Here is a 24,268-nt window from a genome sequence, read left to right on the forward strand (position 1 = left end):
GGATGGGAAATTATAAATATAGAGCAATGAATTCGGATGGGGAAAAAATTGAGGGAACTCATGAAGCTGATTCTGAAGGAGACGTTATTGATTTTATTTCATCAAATGGATTTTACCCCTTAAAGGTAGAGGAGATAATTGAAAGCAAAAATATTGAAATTAATCTTAATAACAAAGTAAAGATAAAGGATATTTCTGTTTTTTGTAGACAATTTTATACGATGTTAAATGCAGGAGTACCAATACTAACTTGTTTAAATATCTTAACTAATCAGACGGAAAATAAGAAATTAAAGGAGACATTAAAAGAGGTTGAAGATGATGTTGAGAAGGGTGGAATATTATCAGATGCTATGAAAAAGCATAAAGAGGTTTTCCCTGAACTTTTGACAAGTTTAGTAGCAGCAGGGGAGGCTAGTGGTACTTTAGATAGCATAATGCTTAGAATGGCAAATCATTATGAAAAGGAAAATAAGATTAATAATAAGGTTAAAAATGCAATGATTTATCCTGTTATATTAAGTTTTGTAGCACTTGGAGCGGTAATATTTATTTTAACTTATGTAATGCCAACTTTCGTTACAGTATTTGAAGGAACAGGAACAAAACTTCCATGGAGTACTAGATTTTTACTTTGGGCAAGTTCATCTTTAACTGAACATTGGTTTGGAATATTACTTGCAATAATAGGAATTGTTATTGCACTTAAATATTATTTTAAAACAGAAAAAGGTTCAATTGCATCAAGCAAGTTGAAGCTTAAATTTCCAGTACTGAGGAAACTTAATGAAATGATTATAGTATCTAGATTTACAAGAACATTATCTACATTATTATCAAGTGGATTACCATTAGTACAATCATTACAAATTGTTACAGGTGTTGTAGAAAACAAGCTAGCTCAACAGGTTTTATCTAAGGTCAAAGAAAAAGTAGTTAGAGGAGATCCATTAAATACTTCTTTAAAAGAAACTAACTTTTTTCCTCAAATGCTTTATTCAATGATCAAGATAGGAGAAGAAACAGGATCACTTGATGACATTTTAAATAAGACAGCAGATTTCTATGATGAAGAGCTAGAAACAAGAATCCAAGCTACGGTTTCTTTAATGGAACCTATATTAATAGTGATAATGGGACTTGCAATAGGATTTATAATAATTTCAATAATGATTCCAATGTTTGATAGTTATAACAAAATTTAAAAATGGGGGGGATTTTCATGAACAAATCATTAATTAAACCAATCAACAATGAAATCTTAAAGAAAAAGAAAAAAGGATTTACACTTGTAGAACTTATCATCGTTATTGCAATTATTGCAATTTTAGCGGCTATAGCTATTCCTAAATTTGGACAAGTTAGACAAGATGCCAAAGTAAGTAATGACATAGCAGCAGCTAAAAATATTCAAAGTACAGTTGCTATGTTAGTTGCTAATGGAACTATTAAAGAGGAGAAGGACATTACGGTAGATGAAAATGATGATTATGGTAAAGAGATAATTAAGAGAATTGATGGGGTAACAGTTCCAAAGGCAATAAAAGGTGAGAATTTTAAAGTTAAATTCGATAAAGGAGATGTAAAAGTTTTGGTAAATGGTGTGACATTAGCACCTGCTGATGAAGATACAACATCTGAATATATGAAAAAAGTAAATGGAAATACAGATAATGAAAATACAGATAATGAAAATAATTAAATAAACTACAACAAAGTGTAAAGCTTAATTTTTAGGCTTTACACTTTACTCTATTAGCAACTATTAATTGAAATTGACAATGGAGAATGGACAATTGACAATTTGGGATGAAATCACAAAGTGATTTCTAATATATTTTTTAAAGAAAGCCAATGGCTTTCCACCATAATTGTCCATTGTCAACTGTCCATTGTCAATTATAAAAACGGGGAGGGAATTAAAAAAATATGGATAAGTTAAAGTTTGATTTTAGCAAGATAAAGGATTTTATGAATCTTGATGTTAAGGATTTAAAAGATAAGTTATTAAAGGGTACTAATAAGATAAAAAAGAACTCCCTTAAAAAGAGAGAGAAGAAGAGAAGAGTTGTGGCTTTTGATATGGGGAGTAAGAGCATAAAGATTACGGAAGGAATTTATTATAAGGGTAACTTAACAATTGATAAGTTTATAGAGTTTCCTACTCCTGAAGAAGCTATTATTGATGGTTTTATAGAAAAACGTGAACTACTTGTTACTGAATTAGGGAAGGTTTTAAAGCAAAATGGTATAAGTGCAAAGGAAGCTACTTGTACTAATAATTCATCTTTAATTATTAATAGAGAGCTTATGATTCCAGAAGTTCAGGAGGATGAATTAGAAACTGTTGTAAGATATGAGATTCAGCAATACTTACCTATAAATTTAGATGATTATATATTGCAAATTACATTAATAGGAGAAGAATTTTCGGATTCAGGAAAGAAATTAGAAATTAGAGCAATTGCTTATCCTGAAAAGATGGCAAGGGGATATTATGATTTTTTAAAGGCATTAAATTTAAAACCTTTTGCATTAGATGTTAATTATAATGCTGTAAATAAGTTGATTAATTATATAGATGTCATTAATAAACATCAATACAAAAAGGAGGATTCAGTTGCTTTTATTGATATGGGCGCAACTACTTTAGACGTTGATATTTATAATAAAGGAATTTTAAAATTTACTAGAATAATAAAAACTGGTGGAGTTTATCTTGATGAAATCTTATATGAAAGCGGCAATATTCCAATTGAGGAGATACAGGATTTTAAGATAAGCTGTATAGATTTAGAAAAAGAAGATTTAAATCCTCAAAATGAATTGATAAAGAATACTTTAGATGAATGGATTGATAAGATAGAAAAAATAATAGGGTTTTATAAGAGTAAAAATTTTGGAGATGAAGTGGACAAGGTTTTTATTCATGGTGGAACATCAAGGCTTAAAGGTTTAGAAGAATATATGACATTAAAGCTTGGAATAGAAACAATAAAGGTAAAAGAACTTCCACAAATAACTCTTAATTCTAATAATGATAGTCCTAAGAACATAGATAAGTTTGTTAATGTTATAGGCTCACTTATAAGGCTATAGGGGGAAGAAGATAATGAGAGATATAAACTTTTTTAGTAAGTATCAAAGACAAAATAATCAAAAAAAAGATTCATTGATTTATGTCTATAAGTTAGCAGCCTTAGTGGGAGCTATTATAGTTATTTCTTTAGGTGTTAATACATTTAGAATATTTTCATTAAATAAAAGTATAGAATCTTATAATGAAAAGTTAAATGCACCTGATATTCAAGAAAAACTTAATGAAGCAGAAAAAATAAATTTTAAGATAGATGTATTATCCAAATATGATTCTACATTAAGTGAGTTATCTAGTGTGATTTCAAAAAGAGATAATGTATCAGATAAATTATTAAATGATATACGTTCAACTATTCCAACGGATGTATCTTTTAAAAACTTAGAGATAAATAATGATGTTTTAACTTTACAAGGGGTATCAAAATCAAGAGAAGCAGTGGGTGAAATGCAACACAATTTAAAAAAATTAGATGTAATTAGAGAAGCTTTTGTTAATTCATTAGATATTGGTGGTTCTGTAGAGGGAGAATACTCCTTTGATATAAAATGCGTGATAAGGGGTGTTAATTAATATGAAGATAAGTAAAAGAGAAAAGATGATGCTATGTATATTAGGTATTGTATTAATTAGTATTCTTTATTATCAATTTATATATTTAAAACAGACTTCAAAGATAGCTGATAAGACAAAATCAAAGAATGAGATTGAAGAAAAATATAACAATTCTATAAATACAATTAATGCTTTAGATAAAAGGAAAAGTGATATTAAGGTATTGGACACAAAAGTAAAGGATAAATCATCTCTATTTTTCCCAACAATAAGTCAAGAACATATAATTTTAGAACTAGATCAATTACTTAAAAAGAGTGGATTAGATGGTGGATTTAATTTTAAACCTATAGCTGTTGAAGGAGTAGAATCTTCGGAAAAGACACAAGAAAATTTGAAAGAAAGCTCATTGCAATCAATGGTTGATAATTATAAGGCAATAGATAAGAATAATAAAAATTCTAGTGTGAATAGTAAAAGTAATCAAAGTGAAGAAACACAAGTTTCTTCAAGTAATTCTGAAATTAAAGAGAAGAAATCACAAACTAGTGAAGGTGATTCAAACAAATCTAATGATTCTAAGAAAACATCAATAGAACAGATTAAATTAGAACTTAATTTTAATGGAAGTTATGCTCAATTAAATAACTTTTTAAATTCAATCAGATTATATAATAGAAAAATTGTGGTTAATTCTATATCAATAAATCAAAAAACTTTAGAACAGATAAGTGGAAATATGAATGTTGAAATATATGCAGTTCCAAAGATACATGATGATTTAGAAGAGTATTTAAAATGGAGTTTAAATAATACTTATGGTAAAAATGATCCATTTAGTGGTGAAGCAGCAGGAAATAGTATAGTTTCTAAAGATGAAAAAACTAGTGATTTTATTATGTCATCAAAATCAAACACCTCTGTTTTACCAACAGTTATGATAGGAAAAAGTAATGATAGTTTGAGAACTTCTTATGTATATGAAGATAGTAATAATCAAGAAGAAATTGAAATTGTGTTAACAAAAAATGATGATAAATATTATTATAAATACAAGACAACAAATGAATCATATCCATCTCAATATGGAGGACTTGGAGTAGAATTTATTCCTGTATCAGACAATATTGTTATAGATGTTTTAAGTGAAAGTAGGGTAACTTCAAATGATAAATCTGGAGTGAAGATAAGTATTAAAAATGATACAGACAAGCTAGTGAAAGTAGAAATAAGTGGAGATGATACTAAAGATCCAAGAGTAGTAGTAAATGGAGATGGCAAAAACATAAGCGTGAGTAATAAGTAGATTATGTTTTAAATTAAAGTTGATCTTATAATATAAAGCTCATGGACAGGGAATTTGCTTTAATAACTCCAAAAATAAAGATTAGTCCAATTAATGCATGTTCCCAATCAAAGATTAGGACAAGCAATTAATTTGACAAATCTTCATTAGGAGATTATAGAAAGCAAATTCCAATGCCAGTTCGCCCTCATATTATAAGATCAACAATATATAAAAGCATAGTTAGTAAGTAGAATAGTAAGGATATCCTAAATAAGTAGGTGAGGATTTAGATTGAATATTAAGAAGAAACAGAGAGGTTTTACTTTAATAGAGATAATAATAGCATTTGCTTTATTTGCGATAATGATGGGTGGAATATATGGGATTATTTTATTGGCTATGAATAACAATAAAGCTGGTGAGGTTAAGCAGAAGGCAGCTTTGTATGGACAAGAAGTATTTGAGGATATTAAGAGTGGAAGTATAAATAAGATTGATAATGAAATGTATGATATTTCAGGAATAAATTTAAAGGAGGATTCTTCTAGTATTTTTAAAGGAAAAAAAACGTTTAAAGATGGGTATGAGGCTGAGATCACAATGGAAAGAAATACATCGATAACCCTTAATCATTCAAATGATAATATTAAATTTCATGATTTCAATATAACAGTTAGTGGAGAAAATGGTTTAATAAGACTTAAATCAGATGATAAGGAAAAAAGTTTACATTATAATACGGAATCTGATGATTCACTAAAGATAATTGTTAACACAAAAACAAAGGATAAAATAAAGCAAGTAGAAATTAAGGATGAGAAAAATAATAAACTTTTAACTCTCTATCATGAAATAGGTAAGGATAAAGAAAACTATCAAATAAGATTATTTTTAGATTTAAAGGATTATAGAGCTATTAATAAGGATAGTAGTTTAAAGAAAATTATTATAGATGTATATAATGAGGATGATATTCCATTAAATATTATTTTAAAAAATTCATCAAAAGTGAATGTATCAGTAAATGGTAATTTAGGGAAGGTTCAAGGATATGATATTAATTCAGAGCTTTATAATATAACAGTTGAGATTAAGAATAAAAATATTAAGAGGGATGAAAAATTATTCACTGGATATTCTACTCAAAATGTAAGATTTAATTAGGCGGTGATTAAATGAAGAGAAAGAAAAAAGGGTCTAGTTTAATTACTGTAGTTATTATTTTTAGTGTTTTAATTACGGTAGGAACAGCTATGTTATCAATGACAGTTGGAGACTACAAGATGAGAGTTAAAGAAAGTACGCAAATAAAAAATTTGTATTCATCAGAATCTGGATTAGATTCAGCTTACTATATAATTATTAAAACATTTGATAAAGCTGCTGAATATGGTGACTTTAAGGTTAAACAACTTAAAGCAGGAAAGTGTCAATGGGAACCACATCAAAGATTATATGAAATAGCTAAAGAAAAACGAGATAATGTTCTTAATAATAAAAATTCAACTTCATCAGAATGTAAAAAGGCTAAAAGGCAATTTAACAATGAATTAGAAGAACTTTCCAAATTAGAATTTGAAAGAAGTTTTAAAAATTTTATATCTAAAAGTCAAAATAATAATCAAGCATCATATAAGGAAAAAATCCCAGAGAATTTTTTGGCAGATTCGATAACTAATACTAGTTATAATACTATGTCTTTTAACAATAGAGAAATTGAAAAAAATATAGATGATAATGAATTTGAAAGGATGACTAAGCTAGAATTCATTAAATTATCTAATGATAACAAATTAGAACCAGAACTTTTTGTATATAGTGATGAAGATTTAAAGAAAATAAATGAATTAGAGAGAAAACTTAAATTTGATGAACAGAATAATGAAATACAGGATGCATTAAATAATCTAAAAAAAAGTGTAGATGGAATTAAATTAGATAATAATGAGTTTAATATAACTATTACTTCAGAATTTAAGAGTAAAAATGAAAATGCACAAATTAACGGAGAAAATCTAAGAAGATTGCAAACTAGTTATACTATTGTGGTTCCAGAATATAAAGATATATCATTTTCAAATTCAATAACTAATGTTGTGTTAGATAATAAAGTTTTAATTGTTGGAGAGAATATGAAGGTTAAAAATAGTAATCTAAATGTTAAAGGAAATATATTTGTTCAAGGAAAAGATGAAAGTACAGATGATTGGAAAACAAGAGATTATGATAAATACAAGGGCGGAATAAAATTAAATTCAGATTCTAAAATTAAGTTGAATTTTAACGGTGATGTGGTTACTGGAAAGACTTTTAATATTGTGAATAATATAGATGTAATGCTTGAAGGAAATTTATATGCAACCAATATATATTTAGGACAAGAAAATCGTGATTATTCTAAAGAGTCTAATTTAAATGTAACTAAATCAAAAAATAATAAGGAAACAGGAAAGGTATTTATTGATAATGATTTAACATTAAAAGCTAAGAATTCTAGTGTGAAAATAGATAAGTTTTATGGCCTTAATGATAAGAATATAAAACATGATAAGGAACATTCACATGATAAGGATGCTATTGATGGAAGAACTTCTAGCAGTATTATACTCAATGGAGAAGATAATAATTCTACTATAGAAATAAACGAAGAAGCATATATAATGGGGGTTTCTCGTATTAACACTAGTACAAAAGATGGGTATAGCACTGGGGAATCTATAGGAATAAAGGACAACTATCAGGCGTATTCTATACCATTAGATGATACTGAAAAATTTGAATATTATGATCCACTTCAGTTGTTAAAAGAAGATGATGTTATTAAAAAGAGTAAACATTTCAAAAAATATTGGGATGATCCTAATAGAAAAGAAAGTGTTAAAGGTGCTGGTAGAGTTACATTACCTAAGAGAAATACTTATACTGTAGGAGCAACAGTTTATACTGATAATGGTAAAAATATAGTTGGTGAAAGTAATTTTAATTTAAGTGATATGAAGATATCAGATAAAAGAGAAGATTATGCATCGAAGGTATATAGAATGGGAAAAGGTGCAAATATTGATGTATATAATTCATTAGGAAAAGATGCAGTAACAGTTGAATCTTTAATGTATTTAGAGGATATAGATAAGGTGGATAATTATAAATTAGCAAACCAATCAGGAAATAATGAAAAGGCTATTTTTAATAAAGATCCTAATAAAACAATAATTATTAAAGAGGGTAATGGAGCAAATGAAGGAGAAATTGAAGAAGATGAAGACAATATTTATGTTTATAGTAAAGCAGGTAAAGTAAATGCATTTATTGCAACAGCTGGAGATGTAACAATAGAGGGTAAAATGGACTTTGATGGTAGTATGATGATAAATAAAGACTTAAATATTATTGGTAGTGAAGAGAAAAATATATTATATGATAAAGAAGTAATTAATAGAATACAATCATCCAATAAAGAAATATTTGATGAGGTCTTTGCGCCTACATTAAATGGAGCAGAAGGAAACGATAGAAGTAGTGTTGATGTTCAATATGATTTAAATAAATTTATAAAAACTGGATTATGGAAAATAAAGAAATAAAATTTATTGTTATAAGTAACTTTTAGTGACATAAAAAATAATAAATTTTAAGTGCAAATTTTAGATAATGTATTTTTATGTGCAGTAATAGAAATGGAGGTAGATTTAATATTGAGTAAAAAGAAAAGTGGGTTTACTTTACTTGAGTTGATAATAGTTATGGCTTTAACACTTGTTATATTAGGAATGGTATTTCAAATGTTTAATACAAATAACAGAATAATGTCTGATGTTAATATTAAATCCACCTTACAAACAGAAGGACAAGCAATTGAAGAAAAATTAAGCAAAATAGGGATGCAAGCAAGTAGTATGAGTTGTGATAAAAACGATAATACACAAGTAATATCAATTAAATCATTAAATTCATCAGGTAAAGAATGTGAATTTGAAATAAAAAAACAAGTTAGAGAACTTTATATAATTGAATACAAAAATAATAATGGTAAAGACAAGGATAAAGAGAAGGATAAAGAGAAAATCAGTGAAAAATTACTTACAAATAATTTAGAGAAAATTAATGTATTATCCAAGGATGATACATCTGCGCAAATAGAAATTATCTTATCTAAAAAGAAAGGCTATAGTGATATAACATATCCAGTAAATATTAAATTTACATTTAGAAATAAAGAAAAAGAATAATTTTTTTAATGTATGAATTAGAAATATATAAGAAAGGGGGAAAAATGAATGAATTTTAATTTTGAACATAACAAGAATAAGTATAGAATACTGACTATTTTTATAACAATAATATTTATATTAAGCACTATTTTACCTGTTAGTGTTAATGCAATAAATAATGAGAAAGTAGTACCAGAAATTAAAGTAACTTATAAAGGAATAGAACCATCAAATCCTAAAGTTAGTCAAGATTTTAAAGTTAGATATAGAGTAGATCCACAAGGTTTTTATTATGAAGATTCTAAGCCGAAGGAAATAGTTTTAGTTTTAGATACGTCTAGCAGTATTAATAAGGAAATAAATCAATGGTGTGAAGATTATAATTATTATTGGTGTTATTCGTGCAAAAAATATATAGATAATACTCCTGAAGAACATAGGAATGAACGACCAAATTCTAATCATTCAATTAGCAGTGTAAAATATTGCAAAGAGCATAATACAGCTAGAAGACATTATACTACAAAAATATATGAACTAAAAAAAGCTGCAAAAAACTTTCTTGATTCATTAACTTCTATTTCAACAGATGGACAAACGCCTAAAATGAAAAATTTAAAGATAGGAATAGTAACATATACGAATAAAGGATATATTAATAAAGATTTAGTAGAAGTAACTGATTCTAATAGTATAAAAGATAATAATATAAAAGAGTTGAAGAATACTATAGATAATTTAACAGCTGATTATGGAAGAAATATTGGTGATGGATTACGAAAAGGTGTATATATGTTAAATAAATCAGATGATACTAATAAAACAATGATATTTATGAGCAGTGGAGAACCAATTAATTTTTCAATGGACAATAAGTGGATAGACTATTATACAGTACTAGATGATGATAATGATAAGTATTATGCAGTAAATTATCCGAATAGTAATTGTTTAGAATATGCTAAAATTATAGGCGGAATAATAAATGAAAAAAAATATAATGTTTTTTCTATAGGATATGGACTTGGAGATGAAAATAGTAGTTCTAATCAAAAAATGAAAGAAATACATGAGTCAATGGGAGGAACAGAAAATACATTTTTCCCAACTGCTGAAGGTGATATAGATAAAGTATTTCAACAAATTACAGATAATATGATAAAAGTTTCATTTGATGATGTTAAATTAAATCTTAATTTTGATGATAATATAACCATGGTAAGTGGATTTGAAAGTACTAATGGAAACAATGGGGTAATAAAAATAAATCCAATAGTATATACAAAAGATAAGAATAATCAATATACTGCAACACCAGCATATCAAGAAATTGAATTTACTGTTAAGGCAAAGAAAGAGGGAGAACTTAAGTTACTTAAAGAAGGAAGTAACTTAAGTTATACAGATATTAATGGAAATTTAAAAGAAATAGCTATAGATTCTCCTACTGTTAAAATAGAACCATATGAACAAACAGATAAAGGAATAAGGATTTTAGAAGTTGAGCCAGCTGATAGTTTTAAATTAAATATTAATGGCAATAATAAAACAGGAATAGATACAACACAAAGAAATGGATATGAAATAATAGTTGAGCATATGTCTATGCCAGAATTTATAGGTAATAAAAATGAATTAAATGGAAAGTATGATGTTATAGTTATCGGTAGATATGTAGATAATAGTATCAAAAATAATGGGTATCAGTTTAATGATTATAGTGGATTGGAAAATGATATTACAGAGTTAAAGTCAAAGGAAATTAAAGATTTTATTAACTCTGGTCAATTGGTATATTTGGATGTTTATTTATATAATACTAATGCCAGAAAATTAAATAAACTTTTGTGGGAATATCAGAATCAAACTACTGATAATTTAATTGAAGATATGAGTGTAAATGATTATTACAATAAGTATTATAATAATGAAATTACACTTGATAAGATTATCGATAAATATATAGAAAGAATAACTCAAAATTCAAGTTTAAAAAGACCAAAATTATCTGTACAAGAAAAACCAATTGGTGATAGTAAGGATGATGAATTGGGTAGTATTGATAAAAGAAATATGAAATTTAAGATAAATTTAAATGATGTTAAAGATGAAGAAGTAACAATAAAACTATATTTAGATATTAATGGTGATGGGTTATTCAAAGAAGAAGAAGCAGTAAAAATTATGGATAAGGTGAAGATTATAGATGGAAGTTATAGTTTTGAGTATAAGTTTTATAATGATTACCCTGAATTTATAGGTTATTTAGATTGGCGTATAGAAGTAAGTAAACCTAATGTTTTAGGATTTAATAACCCTATTATTTCTTACGCTGATGGAAATGTATTATTTAGAAGAGTAAAGAAAGAAAAAAGAAAAATAAATGTTTTACAAGTGGCACCATATGGAAGAAATGACTTAAAAGATAATCAAAGAAAAAATTTAAATTTAGCTGAAAATGTAGAGTTTAAAAATTTATTAAAAGAATTAAAAGATTATGATATAAAAGTAGATGTAATTAGTTATGAAGATTTTTATCAAGGATCTTTTAAAGGACCTGGAAGAGATTCACTTAAAAAAAGTGATTATGATATTGTTATAGCTGGTTTTTCAGATTGTTATAGTGATAAGATGAATCAGAGAGCATTAGATGAAATTAAAGATTATATAAAAGTTGGACAAGGGTTAATGCTTACTCACGATACATTATGGTATAAATTAGAGGATATTAGAAGTTCGGATAAATTTATAAAGCAATTTAGGGACTGTATTGGACAATCTAGGTATAGAGATGAGGAATTTAATATAAATGAATATGATATTGATGGAGTAAATAAGATACCTCATGACAAAGATAAACCATATGGAAATTCAAAAGAAGCAATAGGAAGTACTTTATGGGCTAGAAAATCTGATACTGATGTTAATAATAGTAATAGTACTGAAGTATATAGAGTAAATAAATCATTAATAACTAATTATCCTTTTGAATTAGGTGAAACAATAAGAGTTAGAAGAACTCATGGTCAGTATTTACAATTGAATCTTGAAGATGAAAATGTAATTCCATGGTTTACATTAACTGATAATAATAAAAATAATAATGATGGCAATACGCCATATGGAGGAACCAATTCAGTACATGTTGCTAATAAATATGATCCAAGAAATAATTTTTACACTTATTCTAAAGGAAATATAACTTTTTCAGGAACAGGAGAAAATTCCAGAGAAGATTGCCAATATCCAAGGTCAGAATTAAAGTTATTTGTAAATACAATAGTAAAAGCTGAAAGAGGTGCTAATCATAAACCTACAATTACAGCTTTAGAAAATATAAATGAAATCCCAGGTAACAAGGATTTGAACTTTAAGGCAATAGTAAAAGATATTGATGGGGATAAAGTTAAAATAAATAGTATTAAAGTAAAACTAGAAAAAGATGATGATGACAAATATGAGAATATAAGTAATTATAATAGTTTACCAAGTAAATTGAAATCTCAAGGGTCATCATTTGATTTGAAAATTCCTAGTAGATATTTTAATGATAGGATTAATAAAGACGTAAGTATTGAAATAGTAGCAGAAGATGAAAAAGGAGCTCAACGTATAAAAGAATATACAGTAGTTCCAACATTAGAAGCATTATTGGTAGCTGAAGATAAAAAAGTTCAAGTTTTAACAGGAGATCAAATAGATTTTAAAATACCATTAGAAAGAAAAAATGATAATTCATCTGATAAAATTACAGATGTAGAGCTTAAAGATATTGAATATAATTCACAAAATGTTCAATATGATAGTAAGGATATAAAAGTAGAGAAGGAAAATAATGAGTATTATTTAGTTGGAAAGTTAATTCCACTTAGGCAACTTGCTGGAGAAAAAATAAATATAATACTTGGTTATAAAAGCAATGGTGATCCTAAAGAGTGCAATGTTAAGGTTGTAGTTGACAGTAAAGACGGTGAAGTTAAATTAATACTTCAGGATTCTAGAGGGAATCCATTAAATACAGATGCAGAGGTTACATTGAGTAATAAGGATGGATTTAATTCTAAAGTAACTGTTCAGAAAGATTTAGAATCAAGATATACTTGGCCAAAAGATTTAAATGATGAAAAAGTAAAATCAGGTGAATATAATATTTCTTTAGATAAATACAGTGAGGAACAATATAAAGTATCTACTGATAGAACCAATACAGAGGAACAAAATAAAGGATCTTTTAAAATGGATTTCGATAATCCAAAAATTGAGATGACTATTAAAATTAATATTAATTATACGGAAATAGTTCATGGTATATATAAAGGTTCTCAAAATAATAATTCTATATCTATAAATAGTATAGATACTAATACTTTGAAAAATACTTTTGCTAAAGAATCAATTGTTCCTATAGGGGCATATATTTCAGATTATCAGCCAGGTAATAATATAAATATTAATATAAAAGATGGAAGTATTATTGGAGATGTTAAAGTTTATATATTAGGATCAGATGGGGTAAAAGAGAGTAAAACCATGAATAAGCAAAATGATAATAACTATACATTTGCTTTTAATGATGGCTCACAGACAGTCTGCAATATATTTATTTTATATAATCAAAGATTACCTAATAAGGAAGGGAAGTATCAAAATGAATTGAAGGTTGATAATTGTCCTGAGAGTAGGATAATATTGAGAGTAGGAGAAATAGAGCTTCCAGAATTATTTTAAATCAAATTGTATCTTTACCAAATATAATATTTATAAACAATATTTTTAAATATATATTAAAGAAAATAGCTTTAGATTAGTTAAAACATTAATCTAAAGCTATTTTTCTGATCTGTTTTAAGATAGACATTTAATTTTATTTTGTAAATATTTACAATAAAGTTGAATGTATACAAATAAATGTTTATATTATAATATGAGAGGAATTATTGTAAGTTTATAACATAAATTCTATTTTGAGGGGTAAATTTTTAATTTTAAATTATGATAATAAAATTATGGAATAAAAATTTAGGAGGGAATCTTATGAAGTTAAGAAGTAAAGTATGTATTCTAATATCGTTAATATTGGTTGGATTTAGTTTAATATTAGGATCAATCATGTATTTTAGAATAGCTACTATATTAGAAAATAAAACACAAAAAGACTTGAAAACTTCGCTTGATATTAGTTTAACAACACTTGATGCAAAGTATCCAGGTAATTGGAAAGTTGAAGGGAATATATTATATAAAGGTAGTAATATTATTAATAATGACTTTTCATTTGTTGATTCTATAAAAGAAAAATCAGGTTTGTATGCAAGTATATTTCTAAATGATACTAGAATAGTTACTAATATAACCAATAAAGATAGACAAAAAGTTATTGGAACTAAAGTAAATGAAGACGTTATTAAAAATGTTCTTAAAGAAGGTGAAAATAACATTGAAAAAATAAATGTTGAAGGAGAAATTGTTATAGCTTGTTACGCCCCTTTAAGAGATTCAGGTGGAAAGATTATAGGAATGTATTTAGTTGGATTACCTCAAGATCAGATAAGACAAGATTTTATTTCTTTAGGATTAACTATAGGAATTACAAGTTTAGTTATATTAGTTTTATTAATAATTATAGTTACATTAGGATCAAAATATATACTTAAAAATTTAGAATTATTACAAGAAGATTTAAGATTATTCTCTTCAGGGAATTTTAGAGTGAAAATTAATAATAAAGTATTAAATAGAAAAGATGAGATTGGTACTATAGCAAAAGAAATCAAGCAAATGCAGCATGGAATAAAAGGAATGATTAAAAGTATAATTAATGAAACAGAAGTTATAAAACATAGCATAGAAAATACTAGTGAAAAATTAAATAGTGTATATGTTGATACAGAAAGTATTTCTTCTACAACACAACAATTATCAGCCAGCTTAGAGGAAACAGCAGCATCATCTAATGAAATGAATGAGGCTTCAATTAGAATAAAGGGGAATATCCAATCTGGTACACTAAAATCAAGAGATGGTAAAAAATCAGTTCAGAAGATAAAAGAAAGAGCAGAGGCTTTAAAAGAAAAGGCTATAACTTCACAAAAGGTAGCACAAAATATTTATGATAAAACTCAGGAAAATATTATTAAATCAATAGAAAAATCTAAATCAATAGAAAAGATAAAATTATTGGCAGATACTATTTTTAATATAGCATCTCAAACAAATCTCTTATCATTAAATGCAGCTATTGAAGCGGCAAGAGCAGGAGAAGCTGGTAAAGGCTTTTCAGTTGTTGCAGAAGAGGTAAAACAATTAGCAGAAAGTTCAAAGGAAGCAGCTGTTGAGATTCAAAGTGTAATAAGCTTGGTTACTGAATCAGTTGAAGATTTAGTTTTAAGCTCAAAGAATATGCTTAAGTTTATGGATTCAACTATAGTTAAGGATTATGAAGCATTAGTAAAGACTGGAGAGCAGTATAGCGATGATGCAACTTTTATTGATGATTTAGTATCAGATTTTGTTTTTACTGCTGAGGCTTTAGAAAAAGATATAAATGGTATGGCTCATACTATAGAAGAAATATCTTCAGCTTCACAAGATGGAGCAGGTGGAGCAACTCTTATCGCTGAAAGAATTATGGCAATTGTAGAAAGTATAAATAATGTATTAGAAGATGCATGTTCAACAAATAACTGTTCAGAAAAACTAGAAAATGAAGTAAATAAGTTTAGAATATAACGAATATAAAAGAAAAAGTGGCATTGCCACTTTTTTATGTCTAGGAAAATATAGAATTTGAGAAGCCTGAAACCTTGATGAAATCTAAGTTTATGGAGAGGTTTTTAAATTGACAATGGACGATGGACAATTGACAACGAAGGAAGAAATCTTCTTAAGAAGATTTATAAAATATATTTGAAGAAAGCCTGTGGCTTTTAACCATAATTGTGCATTGTCAACTGTCAATTGTCAATTGAAACGTGGCATTGCCACTTTTTTACTTAAGATTATATAATTCAGCTAGTTTAGTGAAAGCTGATAATGATTTTTCAATTTTTTCATATGATATGCAGTAAGATAATCTTACAAATCCAGGGCATCCGAATGCTGAACCTGGAACTAATAATAGATTAAATTTCTTTGCATCTTCACAGAATTTTTTATCATCTGCTATTGGTGTTTTAGGGAATAAATAGAATGCTCCTTGAGGTTTAATACAATCAAAGCCAATTTTAGTTAAATGATTATATAAAAGATCTCTATTTCTTTTATAAATATTAACATCAACTTCTGCATCTAGGCATTTTGCAATAACTCTTTGAAATAATGATGGAGCATTAACAAAACCTAATATTCTATTAGCAACATTTAATGATGATATTACATCTTCAAAATCGTCCATTTCATTGTTTATTACAACATATCCTATACGTTCTCCAGGTAATGATAGAGATTTACTGTAAGAATATCCAATGAATGAATTTTTATAATATTTTAATATGCAAGGGACTTCAGCATTATCATAAACTATTTCTCTATAGGGTTCATCAGAGATTAAATAGATTGTAGTACCAAGTTCTTGTTGCTTTTCATTAAGAACAGTAGCTAAATCTTTTAATGCCTTGTCAGAATAAATTACACCAGTTGGATTGTTTGGAGTATTTATTATTAAGGCTTTAGTTTTGTTTGTAATCTTTTCTTTTAAAGCATCTAAATTTGGTTCAAACGTAGTTGTATCTGGTTCTACGACAACTAGTTTACCGTCAAAGTTTTCTACATAGTTTTTGTATTCTCCGAAGAATGGAGCAAATGTAATAACTTCATCTTCTGGATTTAAAAGAGTTTTTAAAAGTATGTTTAATCCTCCAGCAGCACCACAAGTCATAACTATATTATCTTTATTAAGATTTAAACTATGTTTTTTATTAATAAAATCACTTATTGAAGTTCTTACATCTTCATAACCAGAGTTATTCATATATCCATGAACAAGGTTTGGAGATTCTTCATTTAAAATTTCATTGATTATTGATTTAATATTTTCAGGTGGTTCGACATTTGGATTACCTATACTATAGTCAAAAACATTTTCTTCACCATAAATTTTTGCAAGTTTTTTACCTTCTTCAAACATTGCTCTTATAGTAGAGTTGTTTGCTGTTAATTTTTTCATTTTATTTGATATCATTAGTAATCACTATTGCTAAGAATTAGCAATAGCACACCCCCTTCTCTAATTAAATTCTAGATATAAATATTTTAACATAAATTTCCTCAAATTATTATACAATAATACAAAAATAACATATTTAATACATAAAATGAATAATATGTTAAATTGATTAGAATAATTATCAATTAAAGTGTTGTAATAATTATGTTATCTTATCGACATTTTATTATAAATAAAATTTTAAATATATTAAATTCTTAGTGTTTCTTTGTCGAAAAAAATTACATTAATGGTTAAATCCAAACTTTTATGCAAAATATACTAATAATCAGTGGAAAATGATATAATCAAATTATATATATATGTTCTAATTTAGGTCATTATATTTATAATCATTTTAAGATTTATATTAATGAACAAGCTTTATTGGAACTTATATAATTTGATTTAGTTAAAGGAGATGAAAAAAATATGTTTAATAATCTTAGTGTTAGAAATAGGCTTATTATAGTCTATAGTCTTACATTTATTATTGGTATATTTACAGGAATCATAATAATCTGTGACTCACCAATAAAATTATTAGTATTAATAGCAGCTTTATTATTGGTTATATGTATGATAATATACTCAATCAGAAATATTATCATACCATTAAAAAAAATAGGGCAATTAGCAGAGAGAATAGGAGATGGAGATTTATCAACTGATATTATAATTAAAAAGAATAATGAGTTTGGAAAAATAGAATCCTCATTAAATAAAGCACAAGAAAGTGTTAGAGGAATTATTAAAGAAACTATCAATAGATCTTCAACCAGTTCTGCTTTAAGTCAAGAAATATCAGCAGCTATTCAAGAGTTAACATCAAATATGGATAGTATGGATAATGCAACTGGTAAAATAGTTCATGGAATAGAAGATAATAGTAGTACAATTGAAGAAATATCTGCATCTATACAAGAAATTAATGCAAATATGGAAGAGTTATCAGAAAAGGCTGAAACTTCAAGTGTAAATTCAGAAAAGATAAAGGAAAAAGCTGATGAAATACAAGAACATAGTAAAAAAACAATTTCAAATGCTCAAAAAGTATGTGTAGAAAAAGAACAACATATTTTAGAAGCTATCGAAGAAGCAAAAGTTGTTGAAGAAATAAAGGTAATGGCGGATGCAATAGATGCTATAGCTGGACAAACTAATCTTCTTGCTTTAAATGCTGCAATAGAATCAGCAAGAGCTGGAGAAGCTGGAAGGGGATTTGCAGTAGTTGCTGAGGAAGTTAGGAAATTAGCAGAGGAATCATCAAAAACAGTTGTTACGATCCAAAATACAATCAATAAAGTAGAGAATGCATTTAATAATCTTTCAAGCAATACACAAGAAATATTAAGTTTTATTAAAAATGATGTACAAGATATTCTTGCTAGATATGAAGCAGTAGGAAAGTCTTATGAGAAAGATGGAAGTTTTGTAAATGAAATGTCATTGCAGTTATCTTCAATGTCACAAGAGATAGGAGCATCTATGGAGCAAATTAGTGCTGCTATTGAAAATACGGCAAAGAATGCTGAGTTAAGTACAGAAAATTCACAAAAAATAAAAGAAGGATTACATCAAACATCTGAAGCTATGAATGAAGTTGCATCAATAGTAGAGCATGAATCAGAAGTTTCTCAAAAATTAAATGAGTTAGTACAAATATTTAAAATATAATCTTAAAGGATATTTTGGAATATTATTTTTTTTGTATATGTTTAAGTTATAAATATGGATAAGCATTTACGTTATAAAGTTATTAAATAAATTAACATTGTTTAAAAATAATGTTGATATTTTAATATAGATTTGTTGTGTGAAAGCTTATCCATATTTTTATAACAAAAATTGGAAAAAAATTGAAAATGATTTATAATAATTATGTAACCTAGAATAAAGGGGGGAGATATGTTTCGTGAATAATATTATTAATGGAAATAGAAATAGAATAAGATACCAACGAAAAAGAGTAGTAAAAAGAGATGAAAATGGGAACTATACAATATATCCAAAAGATATTGAAAGAAAAAATAATAGAACAAATTATAGGATAAAACAAATGTATAAACAAAGGGTTCGTAATAAAATTATTATATTAATGGTTAGTGCATTTTCATTATTAATAATACTAGGATATTTTGATAAGAGTAGATATGTAAGGTTTTTAGAAGATAATCCATATTCTCAAGGAGAAAAAATAAAGATTAGTGATTTGCAAAGACAATTACCTAATTTAGAAAATAAATTAGGAATACATGATGTAGAATACAAATGGGATGAAGAATTGGAATATAAGAATAAACCTAAAGTACTAGTTTTTCATCATGCAGCATCTAAAGAATTGACTCCTCAACAAATAAATGAAATGCATAAAAAGAAAGAGTGGGCCGGTATAGGATATCATTTTTATATAAGAAAAGATGGGACTATATATAGGGGGAGACCTGAAAATGCAATAGGAGCGCATATAAAGGGACAAAATAAAGATACATTAGGAATATGTTTAGAAGGAAATTTAGAGGAAGAGGAACCAACAGAAGAAGAAATTAAAGCTTTAGAAGACTTATCAACATATTTAATAGTTAAATATAATATTAATAAAGTTCAAGGACATGGAGATACTTATGACACATTATGTCCAGGAAAAAATTTCTCAATGGAAAATGTTAAAGAAGGAATAACAACAGAAATAGAGACAATAAAAAGATAATCTTAATGTCAGTTTGCTCTTAGACTACAATGTAAAGAGTCATTAAAAATTAAAAAAGAATAATCAATCACTTCTATAAATAGTGTTTTAATACAATATAATCTATTTTATAGAAGTGATTTTTTTTGTATAGTAAAGTAAAGTTTTTTATAATAATTGTTCGTTGTTATATATTAATTATTAATATTAATGTGAATACAACGATTTTTTATTATTTGTTTGTGGATAACTTGAAAAAAACAATGATTATATAGCCTATGGAACAAATAACTTGAAAAATTCAAGTGCATATATGAATTCTAATTGTAGTATAAGATTTTACTAATGAGAAAAAATATAAGATAAAGTCGATATAAGAGTTTTAGGATTAAGTGATTATTACAGGATTTGGATTAATTTGGAGAAAAAATAAATGGTTATCTAATCTGTGCATAACTATGTGAATTAAAATTGTTGATATGTATACGTATAATAGGGTTAAACCCTCTAGATATAAGCTTGTATACTAGTTGTGGAAAGGTGAAAAAACCCTGTGGATAAAATTGTGGATAAAATAATTACTGTTAAAGTTAAATCCTCTACATCTTGTAAATACAAAATGATATGTAACAATATATAGAAATTTGTAAAATTTAATAACAAATATTACTTGAAAATTATGGTAAAAAATAAGATAATATATGTTATTAACACCGTAAATATAGTTGTGGACAAAAACTGTGGATAATGTGGAAAACTTAAAGAGAAAAATTTCTTTAAGAAGATATACTTAAAGGAGTATAATGTATTTAGATAATTATTTAGCTAAAACTATTAGTTGGATTTTTTAGATACAATTTAGAGTAATGTTAGAGTATAAATCTAAATGGAGTGATAGATAAAGTAGTTATTGCTCCATTCAATTATGTTAGTAGCCCACTTTGTTCCAAATATGAATGCAAAAATTCATAGGTAAAAAAATCTAGCGCTTAGAAAATGGACTTGTTCGAGTAGTGGCACTAATTACGATAGATATATATGCTAGTATAAATCTACTAAAATTAGTAGTGTAATTAGTAGTGTAATTTTGGTATTATAACGAGGTAGGAATTATCTTATTAGCTTGGGTAAACTTGTACTATTGAGTATATTGACCAAGAAGCTCCAACTTATATAAGTAGAGAGGAATTTATTAATGTTTAGTAATAGGGGGGAATATATATGGTAGCAAAAGAGGTAAAACTTGTTCCAGAAATAAAGGGAACGCTAAGAAATCATGTAGTTGAAGTTCCAGCAGTGATAAGAGACTGTGGTGGAATAAAAATTTTTGGCAAAAGAATAAAATCTCTATTATTTAGTACTGATGTTGCAGTAATTAGAAATACAAATGCAGATGCAATTATTGCTGTATACCCATTTACACCTCAACCATTAATTACGCAAGCGCTTGTTATGGCAGCCGATGTACCAGTATTTTGTGGGGTTGGAGGTGGAATAACTCAAGGAAAAAGAGTTGTAAATTTAGCAATGGATGCAGAATTTAAAGGTGCTATGGGGGTTGTTGTTAATGCACCAACATCTAATGAAGTAATAAGGAAGATAAGAGCAACAATTGATATACCTGTTGTTGTTACTGTTGTATCGGAAGATGAAGATATAGCACAAAGAATAGAGGCTGGAGCAACGATATTAAATGTTTCTGGGGGAAAAAATACAGCAAAAATAGTTAGAAATATAAGAGCAATATATCCAGAGTTTCCAATAATGGCAACGGGAGGTCCAACAACAGAGTCTGTTAAGGAAACTATAGCAGCAGGTGCGAATGCAATAACATATACTCCACCATCAGCTGCAAGTATAATGGGAGATTTAATGGATAAGTATAGAAATGAATAAAAAATTATATATTTAAAATATCTAGTTAGAAGCATAGATATTTGTTAATTATTAAAGATCATATGCTTTTAAAGTTGATTAATTCATAAACTTTTAAGGTTTATAGTAAAAAATATTGAATTAAATAAAAAATATGATATCATATTTTAAATAATTGAATAAAATGGTAATATAATAAAACCTAGGGTAGAGGAGCCGTAATAATTACTATCTATAAGGAATCGGCAGATAATGATTTATAGAGAAAGGTATTATGGCCGAAGAAATATTCTTTATGCAAAAGTTTATTTCTGGGGATGTACATAATATGTGCATAACTGTCACTTGATGTGGGGAGCTACAAGGTATAATAGTTGCAATAATATTTCAATATGAATAATGTAGAGTGTTTTAAAAATATAATTCATAATGTTTTATAAGCATTAAAACTTTAGCAATAAGCAATGAGCAATAAAGTACTATTAGCCAAAACTCCACATGTCGCAGATTAGATAATTCTATCTGTGACGTTTGTTTTTTACAAATAATTATTGGAGGTAGATTAGGATGAAACTGTTTGGAACTATGAAAGTTGAAGATAATGAATTAGTGGTTGGGGGCATTAAAACTACTGAATTGGTTAAAGAATATGGTACACCACTATACGTTATGGATGAACAATTAATAAGAGAATATTGTAATGATTATTACAAATTTTTTAAATGTAATGAAAATGGAAATAGAGTAGCCTATGCTGGAAAAGCTTTTTTAACACTTGAAATGTGTAGAATAATAAAAGAAGAAGGATTATATCTAGATGTTGTATCAGGTGGTGAATTATTTACTGCATATAAAGCAGATTTTCCATTAGAAAAAGTTATGTTTCATGGAAATAATAAAACTTTATATGAAATTGAACTAGGAGTTAAACTTGGAGTTGGAAGATTTGTTGTAGATAATTATTATGAAATGGATCTTTTAAATAAATTTGCAGGTCAGCAGAAAAAAATTCAAAATATATTTTTAAGAATAACACCTGGCATTGAAGCACATACACATGACTATATAAAAACTGGTCAAGTGGATTCGAAATTTGGATTTTCACCTGTTGGTAATATGATTGAAGATGCGATAAATAGGGCGTTAGAGCTACCTAATATAAATTTGATTGGACTGCATTGTCATATAGGTTCTCAAATATTTGAACTTAAACCTTATGAGGATACAGTTGAGATTATGATGTCTTTAATAAAAAAAATTGAACAAAATACTGGATATTTAATAAAAGAACTGGATTTAGGAGGAGGTTTTGGTATATACTATAGTGGAGAGGATAAACCGAGGACAACTAGAGAGTATTGTGAGACAATAATAAATAAAGTTAATGAGGTTTGTTCTAGAACAGGTCAAGCAAGACCATGTTTAATTATAGAACCAGGCAGAAGTATTGTTGGAAACTCAGGAATTACTTTATATACAGTAGGTTCAATTAAAAATATTGAAGGTATAAGAAAGTATGTATCAGTAGATGGAGGAATGACTGACAATATAAGACCAGCTCTTTATAATGCAGAGTATGAATGTATGTTAGCCAATAAGGTAGAGGATGATTCTAAAGAGATAGTTACTATTTCAGGTAAATGTTGTGAATCAGGAGATATATTTTTAGAATATGTAAATCTTCCTAAAGCTAAAGCAAATGATATTTTAGCAATGATGACTACGGGTGCATATGGATATTCAATGTCCAGTAATTATAATAAAGTTCCTAGATCAGCTGTAGTTATGGTTAGAGATGGAGAAACAAAACTTGTCTGTAAAAGAGAAACTTATGAAGATGTAATAAGAAATGAAATTTAATTTATTATATTTTCATGAAATTAAAAAGCTTTTTATTAATATTCTTTCCCAAGATATAATATATAAAAGAGAAATGTGTACCGAATTTATATTTGGTACACATTTCTTTTTAGTGTAATAAAGTAAAATTATAATGTAATAAGTTTGTTATAAATCATTAATGTTTCAACATAAAAAATTATGATATACTTAATTGAGATTATAAATTTTATTAGCTTACTACAATTTATAATATATAAATTTACTATAAAAGTATGAGATAAATACTTTTATAGTCATCTTTTTTAGAAATTAAATTAATTTTAGACATATATTAAAGAAAATAATATCTTAAAGATTCATTGTAGACTTTGTTTAAGAAAAAGAGATAAAATTAGTTAATAGTTAATATTTAGTTGATTTTACCCTTAAAGTATAAGGCAAAATATACAGGTATACTAATCTATTATTTTTTTAAATTTGTCTTAAGTATACAATTAGAAAGGTGGAG

Annotated in this window: 15 protein-coding genes and 1 riboswitch; of the genes, 14 read left to right on the forward strand and 1 reads right to left on the reverse strand. The window is 26.7% G+C overall.

The annotated features are described in order from the left end of the window. Nucleotides 1-2 precede the first annotated feature (2 nt). The 10 genes from KYD98_RS08855 to KYD98_RS08900 all read left to right on the forward strand — a co-directional run bounded on the left by KYD98_RS08855 (nucleotide 3) and on the right by KYD98_RS08900 (nucleotide 15,880). Nucleotides 3-1,205 (forward strand): type II secretion system F family protein, encoded by a 1,203-nt coding sequence (locus KYD98_RS08855; protein WP_219779331.1) that lies wholly within the window; start codon nucleotides 3-5, stop codon nucleotides 1,203-1,205. A 17-nt stretch (nucleotides 1,206-1,222) separates the two neighbouring features. Continuing rightward, complete coding sequence (locus KYD98_RS08860) at nucleotides 1,223-1,702, forward strand: prepilin-type N-terminal cleavage/methylation domain-containing protein (protein WP_219779333.1); 480 nt, start codon at nucleotides 1,223-1,225, stop codon at nucleotides 1,700-1,702. Between the two features lie 227 nt (nucleotides 1,703-1,929). Further along, nucleotides 1,930-3,099: a pilus assembly protein PilM gene (gene pilM, locus KYD98_RS08865; protein WP_219779335.1), complete on the forward strand. Its 1,170-nt coding sequence runs from the start codon at nucleotides 1,930-1,932 to the stop codon at nucleotides 3,097-3,099. A 13-nt stretch (nucleotides 3,100-3,112) separates the two neighbouring features. Continuing rightward, on the forward strand, nucleotides 3,113-3,670 hold the full coding sequence (locus tag KYD98_RS08870) for a PilN domain-containing protein (protein ID WP_219779337.1): 558 nt from the start codon (nucleotides 3,113-3,115) through the stop codon (nucleotides 3,668-3,670). A 1-nt stretch (nucleotide 3,671) separates the two neighbouring features. Continuing rightward, nucleotides 3,672-4,958 (forward strand): GspMb/PilO family protein, encoded by a 1,287-nt coding sequence (locus KYD98_RS08875; RefSeq protein ID WP_219779339.1) that lies wholly within the window; start codon nucleotides 3,672-3,674, stop codon nucleotides 4,956-4,958. Between the two features lie 273 nt (nucleotides 4,959-5,231). Next, nucleotides 5,232-6,104 carry a type IV pilus modification PilV family protein gene (locus KYD98_RS08880; RefSeq protein WP_219779340.1) on the forward strand — a complete coding sequence of 291 codons (873 nt, stop codon included), beginning with the start codon at nucleotides 5,232-5,234 and terminating at the stop codon, nucleotides 6,102-6,104. Between the two features lie 11 nt (nucleotides 6,105-6,115). Then, nucleotides 6,116-8,524, forward strand: coding sequence for a hypothetical protein (locus tag KYD98_RS08885; protein WP_219779342.1), 2,409 nt, complete (start codon nucleotides 6,116-6,118; stop codon nucleotides 8,522-8,524). Between the two features lie 111 nt (nucleotides 8,525-8,635). Further along, entirely contained in the window at nucleotides 8,636-9,169 is a 534-nt protein-coding gene (locus KYD98_RS08890; RefSeq protein WP_258049707.1) for a PilW family protein, read from the forward strand. Between the two features lie 48 nt (nucleotides 9,170-9,217). Next, nucleotides 9,218-13,879, forward strand: coding sequence for a DUF5057 domain-containing protein (locus KYD98_RS08895; RefSeq protein WP_219779344.1), 4,662 nt, complete (start codon nucleotides 9,218-9,220; stop codon nucleotides 13,877-13,879). Between the two features lie 306 nt (nucleotides 13,880-14,185). Then, complete coding sequence (locus KYD98_RS08900; RefSeq protein WP_219779345.1) at nucleotides 14,186-15,880, forward strand: methyl-accepting chemotaxis protein; 1,695 nt, start codon at nucleotides 14,186-14,188, stop codon at nucleotides 15,878-15,880. A 259-nt stretch (nucleotides 15,881-16,139) separates the two neighbouring features. Here KYD98_RS08900 and KYD98_RS08905 read toward each other — a convergent pair whose 3' ends face one another. Next, nucleotides 16,140-17,330: a pyridoxal phosphate-dependent aminotransferase gene (locus tag KYD98_RS08905; RefSeq protein WP_219779346.1), complete on the reverse strand. Its 1,191-nt coding sequence runs from the start codon at nucleotides 17,328-17,330 to the stop codon at nucleotides 16,140-16,142. Nucleotides 17,331-17,786: 456 nt separating this feature from the next. On the opposite strand from KYD98_RS08905, the gene KYD98_RS08910 reads away from it, so the two are divergent. The 4 genes from KYD98_RS08910 to lysA all read left to right on the forward strand — a co-directional run bounded on the left by KYD98_RS08910 (nucleotide 17,787) and on the right by lysA (nucleotide 23,778). Then, nucleotides 17,787-19,031 (forward strand): methyl-accepting chemotaxis protein, encoded by a 1,245-nt coding sequence (locus tag KYD98_RS08910; RefSeq protein WP_219779347.1) that lies wholly within the window; start codon nucleotides 17,787-17,789, stop codon nucleotides 19,029-19,031. Between the two features lie 238 nt (nucleotides 19,032-19,269). After that, the gene (locus KYD98_RS08915) at nucleotides 19,270-20,064 is read left to right on the forward strand and encodes a peptidoglycan recognition protein family protein (RefSeq protein WP_308462448.1); all 795 of its coding nucleotides are present in this window, start codon (nucleotides 19,270-19,272) and stop codon (nucleotides 20,062-20,064) included. 1,200 nt (nucleotides 20,065-21,264) lie between these two features. After that, entirely contained in the window at nucleotides 21,265-21,939 is a 675-nt protein-coding gene (locus KYD98_RS08920) for a hydrolase (protein WP_219779348.1), read from the forward strand. 179 nt (nucleotides 21,940-22,118) lie between these two features. Beyond that, a riboswitch (Lysine riboswitch) is annotated at nucleotides 22,119-22,287 on the forward strand. A gap of 198 nt (nucleotides 22,288-22,485) precedes the next feature. Beyond that, nucleotides 22,486-23,778, forward strand: a complete 1,293-nt coding sequence (gene lysA / locus KYD98_RS08925; protein ID WP_219779350.1) for a diaminopimelate decarboxylase — start codon at nucleotides 22,486-22,488, stop codon at nucleotides 23,776-23,778. Nucleotides 23,779-24,268 lie beyond the last annotated feature (490 nt).

It is taken from the genome of Clostridium weizhouense, assembly GCF_019431045.1.
GTDB classification, from domain to species: domain Bacteria; phylum Bacillota; class Clostridia; order Clostridiales; family Clostridiaceae; genus Clostridium; species Clostridium weizhouense.